Origin of the sequence: Dietzia sp. WMMA184 (assembly GCF_002441635.1) — a bacterium.
Lineage (GTDB): Bacteria > Actinomycetota > Actinomycetes > Mycobacteriales > Mycobacteriaceae > Dietzia > Dietzia kunjamensis.
In genome coordinates this window covers 3644301-3657794 of sequence record NZ_NXEI01000001.1, presented here as the reverse complement: position 1 = coordinate 3657794, position 13494 = coordinate 3644301, and the positions used below count along the sequence as shown (strand labels likewise).

Here is a 13494-nt window from a genome sequence, read left to right as displayed (position 1 = left end):
GTACTCCTTGGGGGTGGGGCCGGACGGCCCACGGGGTGGGGATTGCGGTATCAGGTGGCGACGGCCGCGGCGCGACGCATCGTCGCCTCGGCCTGGCGGAAGACGGGACCGTCGACCATGCGACCGTCCAGCCGGAACACGCCCTGGTTGTGTTCCGCGGCGGCGAGGACCTTCCGGGCCCAGGCCACCTCGTCGTCGTCGGGGGCGTAGGCCTCGCGGACCACCGCGACCTGGGACGGGTGGATACACGCGGTGGCCACGAATCCCAGCGCGACGGCGTCGAGCGCCTCGGCGCGCTGACCGGAGGAGTCGGCGATGTCCAGGTGCACGGAGTCGACCGCCCACCGACCGAACGCGGCCGCGGCGAGCGCGACCCGCGCCCGGGCGTGACGGGGCACGTCGCGGTACTCCCCCGCCTCGCGGGGGCCACCGGCCTCGGCGGAGGAGAACCGGCTGGTCGATCCGCCCATCGCGGCCAGGAGGTCCTCGGCGCCCCACATCATCCCGGCGCACCCGGGCGCGGCGGCGATCTCCTCCGCGCGGACGACGCCGAGCGGGGTCTCGACCAACGCCAGCACAGCGGCGCCGGTCGTCGAGTGCAGATCCGTGACCTGCGCGGCGGACTCGGTCTTGGCCAGCATCACGCAGCGGTAGTCCGTGTCGGCCAGGGCCTCGAGGTCAGCCGCGTGGTCGTCGGTGCCGGTCGGGTTGACCCGCACGATCGTCCGGTCCGGATCGAGTGTCGAGGCCCGCAGCGCCTCACGGGCCGCGGGGCGGTCCGCCGGTGCGACGGCGTCCTCAAGGTCGACGATCACGACGTCCGCGCGGTCCGCCGCCTTGCCGTAGCGCTCCGGCCGGTCGGCCGGGCAGAACAGCAGTGCCGGGCCGGGCGGGATCCAGGCGGGTGCGGGGGTCATGCCGTGGCCTCCTCGCCCGGGCCCGACTCCGTCGGCCGCTTGCGGACGAGCGTCTTGCGGACCGCCTTGGCCACGATGTCGCCGTGCTGGTTGCGGCCGATGTGCTCGAGGGTCACGATGCCCTCGCCCGGCCGCGACTTCGACTCGCGCTTGTCGGTGCACACGGTCTCCGCGTACAGCGTGTCACCGTGCAGGACCGGCTTGGGGAAGCTGACCTCGGAGAAGCCGAGGTTCGCCACGATCGTGCCCTGGGTGAGCTGGGCGACCGACAGTCCCACGAGCGTCGACAGCGTGTGCATCGAGTTCATGAGCCGCTCGCCGCCGAAGCCCGGCTGCTCGGCCGACCACGCCGCGTCCAGGTGCAGGGCCTGCGTGTTCATCGTCAGCGTGGTGAACAGGACGTTGTCCGTCTCGGTCATCGTGCGCCCGGGGCGGTGGAGGTAGGCGGTCCCCACCTCGTACTCCTCGAACCACAGGCCACGCTGGACGACCTCTCTGCGCTGGTCTGTCATCGCCTACAGCCCCAGACCGCGCGCGATGAGCATGAGCTGCACCTCGGTGGTGCCCTCGCCGATCTCGAGGATCTTGGAGTCGCGGTAGTGCCGCGCCACCGGGTACTCGTTCATGAAGCCGTAGCCACCGTGGATCTGGGTGGCGTCGCGGGCGTTGTCCATAGCCGCCTCGGAGGCGATCATCTTGGCGATGGCGGCCTCCTTCTTGAACTCCTTGCCGGCCAGCATGAGTCGCGCGGCCTCGTAGTAGGCGCAACGCGCCGTGTGGGCTCGGGCCTCCATGCGGGCGATCTTGAACGCGATGGCCTGGAACTCGCCGATCTTGCGGCCCATGGACTCGCGCTCACGGGCGTACTTCACGGACTCGTCGACGCAACCCTGCGCGGCACCGGTGGCCACGGCGGCGATCGCGACGCGTCCCTCGTCGAGGATCGACAGGAAGTTCGCGTAGCCGCGCCCCTCCTCGCCGAGGAGGTTCTCCGCCGGCACCCGGGCGTCGGCGAAGGTCAGCGGGTGGGTGTCGGAGGAGTTCCACCCGACCTTGTCGTACGCGGGCTCCGCGGTGAAACCGGGGGTGTCGGCCGGGACGATGATCGTCGAGATGGCCTTCTTCACAGAACCGTCCGCGGCCCGCCGCTCTCCCGTCACCGCGGTCACGGTGACCAGCGAGGTGATGTCGGTGCCGGAGTTGGTGATGAACTGCTTGTTGCCGTTGACCACCCACTCGTCGCCGTCACGCTTCGCGGTGGTCTTGGTGGCGCCGGCGTCCGAGCCCGCGCCGGGCTCGGTCAGGCCGAAGCCGGCGAGCGTGCGGCCGGCGGCCAGGTCGGGGAGCCACTTGGCGCGCTGCTCGTCGTTGCCGAAGTGGTAGATGGGCATGGCGCCCAGGCCCACGCCGGCCTCGAGGGTCATGGCGGTCGACTGGTCGACGCGGCCGAGCTCCTCCAGGGCGAGCGACAGGGCGAAGTAGTCGCCGCCCATCCCGCCGAACTCCTCGGGGAACGGCAGACCGAACAGGCCCATGTCGCCCATCTGGGCGACGACCTCGTAGGGGAAGGTGTGGTTGCGATCGTGCTCGGCCGAGGCCGGGGCGACCACCTTGTCGGCGAAGTCCGCGACCGTCGACTTCAGGTCGGCGTAGTGCTCTTCCAACTCAGGCATTGCCTTCTCCTTCGGATTCCTCGGTGGAGGGGTGGGGCTCGACGGTCGCGAGCAGGTGGTCGGCGGGCACCTGCTCGCCGGTGGTGACGTGCACGCGGACCACACCGTCGATCGGCGCGGGCAGTGCGTGTTCCATCTTCATGGCCTCGACGGCCAGGATGTTCTGTCCGGCGGTGACCTCGTCGCCGTCGGCGACGAAGCACGCGATCACCGAACCGGGCATGGGGCTGACGATCTGGCCGTCCGACATCCCGGCGTCGTGGATCCGGGAGTCGATGAGCGGGAGCATCCGCAGGTCCCAGGTCCCGCCGTCGCCGGCCACCCAGAAGGTGTCGGCGGCCTTGGGGTCCGCCGAGCGCACGACGGTCCAGCGCTGCTGGGTGCCGTCGACGGTCAGCCGGAGGGAGGCGCCGTCCCGGGCGACCCGCGCACGATGTCGGGAGGAGACCTCGGGCGCCTCGGTGGATCCGATCGTGGCGTCGGTGATGGTCACCTCGGCGTCGTCGGGGGTCCCCCGCAGTCCCACGGTGACCGCGTCGGACCCGGCGCCGGCGTCCAGGCGGGTCCACACCTCGGCGCGCCCGCCGATCCGCCACCCGTTGGGAACGTCCCACGGGCCGCGGCGCCCAGCGGGCACCCGGGCCCAGCGCTCCTCGGTGCGGTGCATGGCCACGGCGATCAGTCCGCCCTCGGGGGCGGGCGTCGCGGTGTAGTCGTCGACGGACCGGTCGAGCAGGCCCGTGTCCAGCTCGCCGGAGACGACCTCCGGCCGCGAGAGCAGGAACCGGCAGAAGTCGACGTTCGTGCGCAGACCCAGCACGTGGGTGCCGGCGAGCGCGGCGTCGAGCCGGGCCAGTGCCTCGGCGCGGTCGGCGCCGTGCGCGATGACCTTGCCGAGCATCGGGTCGTAGTCGCTGCCGACGACCGTGCCCACACGGAGGCCGGAGTCCACGCGGATGCCGTCGCCGGAGGGCTCCTCGAGCCCGACCACGGTGCCGCCGGTGGGCAGGAAGCCCTTGGCCGGGTCCTCGGCATAGACTCGGGCCTCGATCGCGTGGCCGGTGAGGGTGATGTCCTCCTGGCGCAGGGTGAGCTCCTGGCCCGCGGCGATGCGGACCTGCCAGTCGACCAGGTCGACACCGGTGACCATCTCGGTGACCGGGTGCTCGACCTGCAGGCGGGTGTTCATCTCCATGAAGAAGAACTCGTCCGGGGCGTGCGCGGAGACGATGAACTCCACCGTGCCCGCGCCCACGTACCCCACCGACCGGGCGGCGTCGCACGCCGCCTGACCGATGCGCTGACGGGTGACCTCGTCGAGCAGTGCGCTGGGCGCCTCCTCGATGACCTTCTGATGGCGGCGCTGCAGTGAGCACTCCCGCTCACCCAGGTGGATGACGTTGCCGTGGGTGTCGGCCAGGACCTGCACCTCGATGTGGCGCGGGGTGTCGACGAACCGCTCGAGGAACAGGGTGTCGTCGCCGAAGGCGCCTGCCGACTCCCGTCGCGAGGACTCCAGTGCCGCCGGCAGATCGGCGGGATCGGTGACGCGGCGCATCCCCTTGCCGCCACCACCGGCCGAGGGCTTGACGAGGACCGGGTAGCCGACCTCGGCGGCACCGGCGATCAGTTCGTCGTCGGTCAGGCCCGGACGCGAGATCCCGGGCACGGTGGGGACGTCACGTGCGGACACCGCCGCCTTGGCGGTGATCTTGTCGCCCATGGTCTCGATCGCCGAGGCCGGCGGTCCGACGAAGATCAGGCCGGCCTCGTCGAGTGCCCGCGCGAACCGCGAGTTCTCGGACAGGAAACCGTAACCCGGGTGCACGGCCTGCGCCCCGGTCTGGCGGCACGCGTCGATCACCTTGTCGATGTCGAGGTACGACTGCGAGGCCTGGGCCGGGCCGAGACGGACGGCGGCGTCGGCCATGCGCACGTGCAGCGCGTCGGCGTCCGCGTCCGAGTAGACGGCGACCGAGCGGATACCCGCTGCCCGCAGCGAACGGATCACGCGGCACGCGATCTCCCCGCGGTTGGCCACCAGGACGGTGTGGAGTTTCTGTGACAGTTGTTCTGACATGGAGCTGCTCACATCCTGAAGACGCCGTTGTTGACCGGCTCGAGGGGGGCGTTGGCCGCGGCCGCCAGGGCCAGACCGAGGACAGTGCGGGTGTCTGCGGGGTCGATGATCCCGTCGTCCCACAGGCGGGCAGTGGAGTAGTACGCGGTGGACTGCTCCTCGAACTGCTCACGGATCGGCGCGGTGAACTCGGACTGCTGCTCGTCGGTCCACTCCCCGCCCGACTTGGTGACCTGGGCGGCACGGACCGACGCGAGGGTGTCGGCTGCCTGGGGCCCGCCCATCACGGCGATCTTGGCATTGGGCCACATCCAGAGGAACCGCGGCGAATAGGCACGGCCGCACATGGAGTAGTTGCCGGCACCGAAGGACCCGCCCACGACGATGGTGAACTTGGGGACCCGGGCGCACGCCACGGCGGTGACCATCTTGGCGCCGTTCTTGGCGATGCCGCCCGCCTCGTACTGCCGGCCCACCATGAAGCCGGTGATGTTCTGCAGGAAGACCAGCGGGATCTTGCGGCGGTCACACAGCTCGATGAAGTGGGCGCCCTTAAGCGCGGACTCGGAGAAGATGACGCCGTTGTTGCCGATGATGCCGACCGGATGCCCGTGGATGTGGGCGAACGCGGTCACCATGGAGGTGCCGTAGTTCTCCTTGAACTCGGTGTACTCGCCGCCGTCGACGATCGTGCCGATGATGTCGCGCACGTCGTAGGGCTGGCGCGAGTCGACCGGCACCAGGTCGTACAGGTCGGACTGCGCGCGGACGGGCTCGCGGGGCTCGAGCACCTCCCAGTCCGGCTCGGGCGCCGGCGGGCAGGTCGCCACGATCCGGCGGACCTTCATGAGGGCGTCGTAGTCGTCGTCCGCCAGGTGGTCCACCACACCGGAGGTCTTGGCGTGCAGGTCGCCGCCACCGAGCTCCTCGGCGGTGACCTCCTCGCCCGTCGCGGCCTTCACCAGCGGCGGGCCGGCGAGGAAGATCGTGCCCTGGTTCCGGACGATCACGGCCTCGTCGCTCATCGCGGGAACGTACGCGCCACCGGCGGTGCAGGACCCCATGACCGCGGCGATCTGCGGGATGCCCTTGGCGGACATGTTCGCCTGGTTGTAGAAGATCCGGCCGAAGTGGTCGCGGTCCGGGAAGACCTCGTCCTGCTGCAGCAGCATCGCGCCGCCGGAGTCCACGAGGTAGATGCACGGCAGGTGGTTGGCCAGCGCCACCTCCTGACCGCGCAGGTGCTTCTTCACCGTCATCGGGTAGTAGGTGCCGCCGGAGACGGTCGCGTCGTTGGCGATGATCAGGCACTCGCGGCCCGACACCCGGCCGATCCCGGCGACGACGCCGGCGGCGGGGGCCTTGCCCCCGTACATCTCCTCCGCGGCGAGCGGCGAGAGCTCGAGGAACGGGCTGCCCGGGTCGAGCAGCACGTCCACGCGCTGGCGGGCGAGCAGCTTGCCGCGCTCGAGGTGGCGCGCACGGGCCTTCTCACCGCCGCCCAGCGCGGCCCGCTCGAGGCGCTCGCGGAGGTCGGCGAGAAGTTCCTCGTGGGCCTGGCGATTGGTGGTCGCGGAAGTCATCGGTGCCGCTCCCTTTCAGTTAAGTCGGATTAACTGAAATCGACGATAGTGCTGCGCCTCACAAATGTCCAGATCGGATTCGGGATCACCCACCGGGGACCCGGACCCGCGCTCCTCCACCCCGCGGACCCGACGACGCGCACGGCCGGCGACCCGACGGGGGACTGCAACTCCCGGTCGTCGCGCAGCCGATCCGGCCGAGAACACCGCGGGGGACGCCGACATTCCCGCCATCCGCGCAGGTAGCCAGCTTAGGCTGGCCTGAATTAGCACAGCCTCAACTTGCTTGCAAGCCGGGGGGATCCGGTGTTGACTCTGGGGCACACCACGCCACCGTCATACGAGGAGCGATCATCATGGCCACACTCACCGGAATCAGCGCCTGCACCGTCACGGCGTGCTCGTTCAACAGCGAGCAGAGCTGCAACGCGGGCGCCATCACCGTCGCCGGAACCCCGGATCACGCCGAGTGCGGCACCTTCATCTCGCTGGACGTCCGCGGCGGACTACCCACCGCCAGCGCACACGTGGGCGCCTGCCAACGGGTGGAGTGCACCCACAACAAGGACCTGCTCTGCTCGGCGGACTCCGTCGAGATCGGCTCCGGCGCCGACACCGCCGATTGCCTCACCTACAGCCCGGCCTGATCGGCCCGGTCCGCGCCATCGCGGGAAGCTAGCTGGCGCGGGCCACGTACTGACCCATCTCACGGACGACGTCATTGACGCACTCCGCGCGGGTCAGGAACGGCAGGTGGATGACATCGGCGTGGGTACCGAGCGCCGTCAGCAGATGCAGGCCGTCGGGATCGACGCCCAGGACATACGGCGGCTGCGCCGGGTCGGCGGACCCGGCCAGCATGGCCAAGTCAGAGCCGAAGCGCGCCCGGATCTCGTCCGCGAGGCCGGGCGCCTCGCATGCCAGGGGATCCGACGGCACCGCGTCCAGGCAGCCCGCGTGGACGGTGCCCTCGTGCCCCAGCCGGCGGATGTCGAGGTCGCCGAGTTCGATCTCGATCTCGACCACCCAGCCCTCACCCTGCCGTGCCGCACGCGCCACGCCGAAGCCGTACAGGCTCGCGACGTGGACCTTGGCCTCGACGATCGGGGCGAACTCGTCGATCATGACGACCACCTCGACCGACTCTCCCGGCGCGACCATCAGTGCGGACCAGGGGGCCGGGGTCCCGGTGACGATGATCGCCCCCTCCCCGACCCAGCGATGGCCGGCGGAGACCATGACATCCGACCGGTTCTTGGTCCCGCGTACGGCGACCGTAGCGATGCCGGCTCCGTCGAGCAGACGGCGCGCGCCGGTGGTGATCGGATCCGACACGACCGGGTGCGCTGCCATCGATTGCCTCCAGAGACCGGCCCCGCCCGCCGATGCGTTAGGTGACCCTCGCCTTACTTAGGTACCCCTAAAGTGCCCGACGATGCGGAACCTGTCAAGAGGGCCACCGATTTTCACACCCCCTCGCCCTACAGTGGGGGGGTGACCGACGCCACAACCGACGCCACGACCGATGCCACAACCGATGACACCGCCCCTGCCCGGCCCCACCCCGACACCGCGCGGGTCCACGCCTTCCGTGACGACGCACTCGGGTACGACGACGCCACCGCCCTCGCCGAGCGGGTCCGCGGCGGCGAGGTGTCACCGACCGAGCTCGTCGAGGCCGCCATCGAACGATGCCAGCAGGTGGATCCGGCGCTCGGCGCCCTGGTCTTCACCTCCTTCGACAGGGCCCGCGAGCACGCACGCCGGACCGCGGACTCGCGCCTGTCCTCGCCGTTCGCCGGCGTGCCGTCGGCTTTCAAGGACGCGGTGCAGGTCGAGGGCGCCCCGATGCGGCTCGGCTCCCCCGCCGTTCCCGACTCCCCCGCCCTCCACGACGGTGACTACGCACGTGCGTTCCGCGCCACCGGCCTGATCCCGTTGGGCATCACCGCCATGCCCCCGTTCGGCTGGACCGCCGCAACCGAACGGCAGGGCGGCCTGGTGACCCGCAACCCGTGGAACACCGGCCGCACCAGTGGCGGCTCCTCGGGTGGTTCCGCGGCCCTCGTGGCCGCGGGGGCGTTGCCGATCGCGCACGCCAACGACGGCGGGGGGTCGATCCGGATACCCGCGGCGGTCACCGGGCTGGTCGGGTTCAAGCCGAGCCGGGGTAGGCACACCGACGAGAAGTTCTCCCGGGGCATGCCGATCCCCATCGTGTCGCAGTCGGTGGTCTCCCGGTCCGTCCGGGACACCGCCACGTTCCTCACCGCGTTCGAGGCGAGCCACCTCCCGGTCGGCGTCCCCCCGGTGGGCCCCGTCGCCCCCGCCCCGGCACGGCGCCTGCGCATCGGACTCGTGGAGCAGAGCCCGGCGGGCGGTGCGACCGATGCCGCGACCCTGGCGGTCCTCCGCGAGACCGCCGTGCGGCTGGCCGGACTGGGCCACGAGGTGGTGCCGACCGAGGCGCCCGTCCCGACGGGGTTCCGGGACGATTTCATCGCCTACTGGGGGCTGCTCGCGCTGAGCACGTCATCGTCCGGGCGCAGGCTCTTCGACCCCGATTTCGACCCCGCCGAGCTCGACCCCTTCACGGTCGGGCTCGCTCGGATGGCCCGACGGAACATCGCCTCGCTTCCCCTGCACCTACTGCGGTTGGCGAGGACCCGGCGGCAGTTCGACGCCCGGTTCGGCGACATCGACGTGTACATCAACCCGGTGGTCGCCCACGAGACCCCGGAGGTCGGGTACCTGGACGCGGACCTGCCGTTCGAGACCCACCTCGAGCGGGTCTCCAACTGGGTCACCTTCACCCCGCTACAGAACATCGCGGGGTCCCCGGCCGTCTCGCTGCCCACCGGTCACGCGCCGGACGGGATGCCCGTCGGCGTGCACTTCTCCGCCCGCAGGGGGCAGGACCGGCTCTTGCTGGAGCTGGCCTCGGAGTACGAGGCCGCCCATCCGTTCGCCCGGATCTGGGAGTGAGGCTCACTCCCCCAGCAGCTGGGTGACGCGCGGCCCGACCCGCTGACGCAGGATCACCTCGGTGCGGGTGCGCAGGACGCCGGGCGTGGAGATGATGGCGCTGAACACCTCCTCGAGGTGGGCGTGGTCCCGCGCGACGACCCGGCAGACGACGTCGAACTCGCCGGCGATGCTCACCACCTCGAGCACCTCGCGCACCTGCGCCAGCCCCGCACACGTCTCGTCGAGCCTGGCCTGCGCCACCTGGATGTGGACGAGCGCGCCCAGCGGGTACCCGAGGGCGGCGGGGTCGAGCCTCGGCGCCCACGAGGCGAGCACACCGCGCGCCTCCAACTTGTCGAGCCGGGCCTGGGCGGTGCCCCTGGCCACCCCGAGTCGTCGCGAGAACTCGCGGACCCCGACGCGCGGGTCGGACAGGACGATGTCAAGGAGCCGCCGGTCGGTGTCGTCCAGGTTGGGTGAAGGGTCCATGTGTCCACGGTATACGACGAAGAGGTGGACAGATGGTCCAGTCATGACGCACAGACGGGACCCCGAATGTGCAGACTGTTCGATCTCGGACTGGCCGCGTGACGCGCCTCACAGTTCGTCCTAGCCTGGGGGCACATAGTTCGTCTCGCGAAGGCCAGGTGTTGATCATGACCTCTCTCCTCCACTCCACGGACGGCACGCATGACGACCTGCCGCGGACCGGGCAAGCGGACGCCGGATCGTTCTCCCTCTCCGATCGCTACACGCGCGAGAGCGGCACGGTCTTCCTCTCCGGGATCCAGGCACTGGTCCGGACGGTCCGCGACCGGGCACGGCTCGACCGCAGGCAGAATCTGCTCACCGCGAGCCTGGTCAGCGGTTACGAGGGATCGCCGCTCGCGGGGTACGACCTCGAACTGGCCAGGCGTCGCGAGTTCCTCGGGCCGTTCGACATCGTGCACCGCCCCGCCCTCAACGAGGAGGCGGGCGCCACGGCGGTGATGGGGTCCCAGCTCGCCCGGCGCACGGGCACCCTGCGCTCCACCGCCAACACCGGCGGCGCCGCTCTCCAGGGGGTCGTGGGGTACTGGTACGGCAAGGCGCCCGGCCTGGACCGTGCCACCGACGCGTTGCGGCACGCCAACCTGATAGGCACCGATCCGAACGGCGGCGCGGTGGTGCTGGTCGGCGACGATCCGGGCGCCAAGTCCTCCACCGTGCCGTGCGCGTCCGAGTTGGCACTCGCGGACCTGTACATGCCGACGCTCTACCCCGCGGACCCGCAGGACGTCCTGGACTTCGGCGTCCACGCCGCGATCCTGTCCCGGGTCTCCGGCCTGTGGTCCGCGATGAAGATCTCGGCGCACGTCGCGGACGCCTCGGCGACCGCCCTCGTCGATCCCGACCGGATCCTGCCCGTGTACGGCGACCTCGGGACGAGCCCGCACGTGCCGTCCGGTCGGCTCCTGGGGGCCAGCCTCATGGAGCTCGAGCAGAACCAGCTCACCATCCGCCTTCCCCGCGCGCTGGAGTACGCCCGCCTCAACCGTCTCAACCGGATCGTGCAGTCGACCCCCGACGACCGGATCGGCGTCGTCGCGGCCGGGAAGACCTACCTGGACGTCCGCGAGTCACTGCGCCGCCTCGGGATCGGCGACGACGAGCTGGGCCGCCGCGGGATCCGCATCCTCAAGCTGGGCATGATCTACCCCCTGGAGCGCACGATCCTCGACGAGTTCATGTCCGGTCTCGACGAGGTGATCGTGGTGGAGGAGAAGCGCGACTTCATCGAGACCATGATCCGGGACATCCAGTTCCGCAAGCCCGGGGTGGCGAACGTGGTCGGCAAGGCGCACGAGGACGGGTCCACCCTGTTCAGCCGGTTCGGCGAGCTCGACGTCGATTCCGTCACCCGCGGCCTGGCGCAGCGTCTCGGCCCGGTCCACGGAATCGAATCGGCTCGGGCCTGGCTCGACGGCCCGGGACGCGGACGCTCCCGGATCGCGCTGCCGCTCGCCACGAGCCGCACCCCGTACTTCTGCTCGGGGTGCCCCCACAACAGCTCGACCAAGGTCGCCGACGGCACGCTCGTCGGCGGGGGCATCGGCTGTCACGCGATGGTGCTCATGATGGACGAGGAGCAGGTCGGCCACGTCACCGGAGTCACCCAGATGGGCGGCGAGGGGATCCAGTGGACCGGGATGGCGCCGTTCCTCACCGAGCAGCACATGGTGCAGAACGTCGGCGACGGCACCTTCATGCACTCGGCCTCCCTGGCGCTCCGGGCCGCCGTGGCCTCCGGCGACAACATCACCTACAAGCTCCTCTACAACGGGACGGTGGCGATGACCGGCGGGCAGGACCCGGTCGGCGAGATGACCCTGCCCGAGATCCTCCGGCTCCTGCAGGCCGAGAAGGTCGCGAGGATCGTCGTCACCACCGACGACGTCAGGGCGACCCGGTCCCGGGGCCTGCCGAGGGGCGTGGAGGTCCGCGACCGGGTGGACACCCTCGAGGTGCAGCGGGAACTCGCGGCCTTTCCGGGGGTCACGGTTCTCGTGCACGACCAGTACTGCGCGGCCGAGAAGCGCCGCCACCGCAAGCGTGGCACCTTCCCCACGCCGGACGCGCGGGTGGTGATCAACGAGCGCATCTGCGAGGGATGCGGGGACTGCGGCCGGAAGTCCAACTGCCTGTCGGTCCATCCGGTGGAGACCGAGTTCGGCCGGAAGACGCAGATCGACCAGTCCACCTGCAACTTCGACTTCTCGTGCCTGGAGGGTGACTGCCCCGCGTTCGTCACCGTCGTCCCCGGTGAGAAGTCCCGGCGGGTGGCGTCCGCACCTGCCCTGGCGGCCGACGCGATCCCGGAACCGGCCCGCGCCGGGGTCGCGCCCGACCGCGGTTTCTCCCTGCGGCTGACCGGGATCGGCGGCACCGGCATCGTCACCGTCTCGGCGATCCTCGCCACCGCGGCCGTCCTCGACGGCCACTCGGCGCGCACCCTGGACATGACCGGGCTCGCCCAGAAGGGCGGCGCGGTGGTCTCTGACGTCCGCGTGACCCGCACGCCGACCGAACAGCCCCCGAAGATCGGGGCCGGCGACTGCGACCTCTACCTGTGCTGTGACGGCCTGGTCGGCGCGGACAGCACCCACCTGAAGGTGGCCGCTCCCGATCGCACCACGGCGGTGGTGTCCACCACTCAGATACCCACCGGGAAGATGGTGATCGACACCTCCGAGCACTACCCGACCACCTCGGACATCCAGGCGATCATCGACCCGACCACCTCGCGCGGGCTGTACCTCGACCCGGGGGCGCTCACCGAGCAGCTCTTCGGGTCCACCCAGACCGCCAACATGCTCATGGTCGGGGCGGCGTACCAGAGCGGGGCCCTGCCGATCTCGGCGCAGTCGATCGAGCGGGCGATCGAGCTCAACGGGGTGGCCGTCGACGCTAACCTGCAGGCCTTCCGTCGCGGCCGGCAGGCGGTCGCCGAGCCGAACGCCCTGGCGGCGTTGGCGGCCGGGTTGCACCGCCCGGCCGGAACGGCCACGGCGGGCCGGCACGTGCCCTCCCCCGCGGCGGAGCGATTGCTGACCCACCTCGACGCCGACGCCTCCGACGAGCTCCGCGACGTGGTCGCGCTCCGGGTCGACGAACTGATCGGCTACCAGGACGAGGCGTACGCGGCCGACTATGTCCGGCGCGTAGAGGAGGTCCGCGCCGCCGGGTCCCCCGAGGACGGCGACCCGGCCGGGCCGACCTCCGAGCAGCTCAGCCTCGCCGTGGCCCGCAACCTGTTCAAGGTGATGGCCTACAAGGACGAGTACGAGGTCGCCCGCCTGGCCGTGGATCCACAGTTCGCGACGCAGCTCGACGAGGACTGGGGCGAAGGGGCGGTGGCCAGACTGAAGTTGCATCCCCCGGTGCTGCGCGCGATGGGAATGAAGAAGAAGATCTCGATCGGCCCGCGGGCCATGCCGGCGATGAAGGCGTTGGCCCGGATGAAGCGACTGCGCGGCACGCGGATGGACCTCTTCGGCTACGCGGAGGTCCGCCGCGTCGAGCGTGAGCTGCTGGCCGGGTACCGGGATCTCGTCGCCGACCTGGCCTCGGAGTTGCGGCGCGCGGGCCCGGTGGGCAAGGACGCCACCTGGCGGGCGACCGCGGTGGCGCTCGCGGAGCTGCCGGACATGGTCCGCGGCTACGAGCACGTCAAGCTCGCGAACGTCGAGCGCTACCGGGAGGAGATGGCCCGCCTCCGGTCCGCCCTGACCTGA

Annotated in this window: 10 protein-coding genes; 3 read left to right on the top strand and 7 right to left on the bottom strand. The window is 71.0% G+C overall.

Annotated elements, in window-relative coordinates:
* Nucleotides 1-50 precede the first annotated feature (50 nt).
* Genes CK206_RS16930 through CK206_RS16910 form a run of 5 tightly spaced genes read right to left on the bottom strand, consistent with a single transcriptional unit; the run spans nucleotide 51 to nucleotide 6253 of the window.
* Nucleotides 51-917 (bottom strand): CoA ester lyase, encoded by an 867-nt coding sequence (locus tag CK206_RS16930; protein ID WP_096907095.1) that lies wholly within the window; start codon nucleotides 915-917, stop codon nucleotides 51-53.
* Nucleotides 914-1429, bottom strand: a complete 516-nt coding sequence (locus CK206_RS16925) for a MaoC family dehydratase (RefSeq protein ID WP_096907094.1) — start codon at nucleotides 1427-1429, stop codon at nucleotides 914-916. The genes CK206_RS16930 and CK206_RS16925 overlap by 4 nt, the downstream gene beginning before the upstream one ends.
* A gap of 3 nt (nucleotides 1430-1432) precedes the next feature.
* Nucleotides 1433-2590 (bottom strand): acyl-CoA dehydrogenase family protein, encoded by a 1158-nt coding sequence (locus CK206_RS16920; protein ID WP_096907093.1) that lies wholly within the window; start codon nucleotides 2588-2590, stop codon nucleotides 1433-1435.
* Nucleotides 2583-4670, bottom strand: coding sequence for a biotin carboxylase N-terminal domain-containing protein (locus CK206_RS16915; protein ID WP_096907092.1), 2088 nt, complete (start codon nucleotides 4668-4670; stop codon nucleotides 2583-2585). The genes CK206_RS16920 and CK206_RS16915 overlap by 8 nt, the downstream gene beginning before the upstream one ends.
* Nucleotides 4671-4678: 8 nt before the next feature.
* Nucleotides 4679-6253, bottom strand: a complete 1575-nt coding sequence (locus CK206_RS16910; protein WP_096907091.1) for a carboxyl transferase domain-containing protein — start codon at nucleotides 6251-6253, stop codon at nucleotides 4679-4681.
* A gap of 356 nt (nucleotides 6254-6609) precedes the next feature.
* On the opposite strand from CK206_RS16910, the gene CK206_RS16905 reads away from it, so the two are divergent.
* Complete coding sequence (locus CK206_RS16905; protein ID WP_067713210.1) at nucleotides 6610-6900, top strand: DUF1540 domain-containing protein; 291 nt, start codon at nucleotides 6610-6612, stop codon at nucleotides 6898-6900.
* Between the two features lie 28 nt (nucleotides 6901-6928).
* Here CK206_RS16905 and CK206_RS16900 read toward each other — a convergent pair whose 3' ends face one another.
* The gene (locus CK206_RS16900) at nucleotides 6929-7606 is read right to left on the bottom strand and encodes a hypothetical protein (protein ID WP_096907090.1); all 678 of its coding nucleotides are present in this window, start codon (nucleotides 7604-7606) and stop codon (nucleotides 6929-6931) included.
* 141 nt (nucleotides 7607-7747) lie between these two features.
* Between CK206_RS16900 and CK206_RS16895 the strand changes: the two genes are divergently transcribed.
* Nucleotides 7748-9238, top strand: a complete 1491-nt coding sequence (locus CK206_RS16895) for an amidase (protein ID WP_096907089.1) — start codon at nucleotides 7748-7750, stop codon at nucleotides 9236-9238.
* Nucleotides 9239-9241: 3 nt separating this feature from the next.
* Here CK206_RS16895 and CK206_RS16890 read toward each other — a convergent pair whose 3' ends face one another.
* The gene (locus CK206_RS16890; protein ID WP_067717341.1) at nucleotides 9242-9709 is read right to left on the bottom strand and encodes an Lrp/AsnC family transcriptional regulator; all 468 of its coding nucleotides are present in this window, start codon (nucleotides 9707-9709) and stop codon (nucleotides 9242-9244) included.
* 167 nt (nucleotides 9710-9876) lie between these two features.
* On the opposite strand from CK206_RS16890, the gene CK206_RS16885 reads away from it, so the two are divergent.
* The gene (locus CK206_RS16885; protein WP_096907088.1) at nucleotides 9877-13494 is read left to right on the top strand and encodes an indolepyruvate ferredoxin oxidoreductase family protein; all 3618 of its coding nucleotides are present in this window, start codon (nucleotides 9877-9879) and stop codon (nucleotides 13492-13494) included.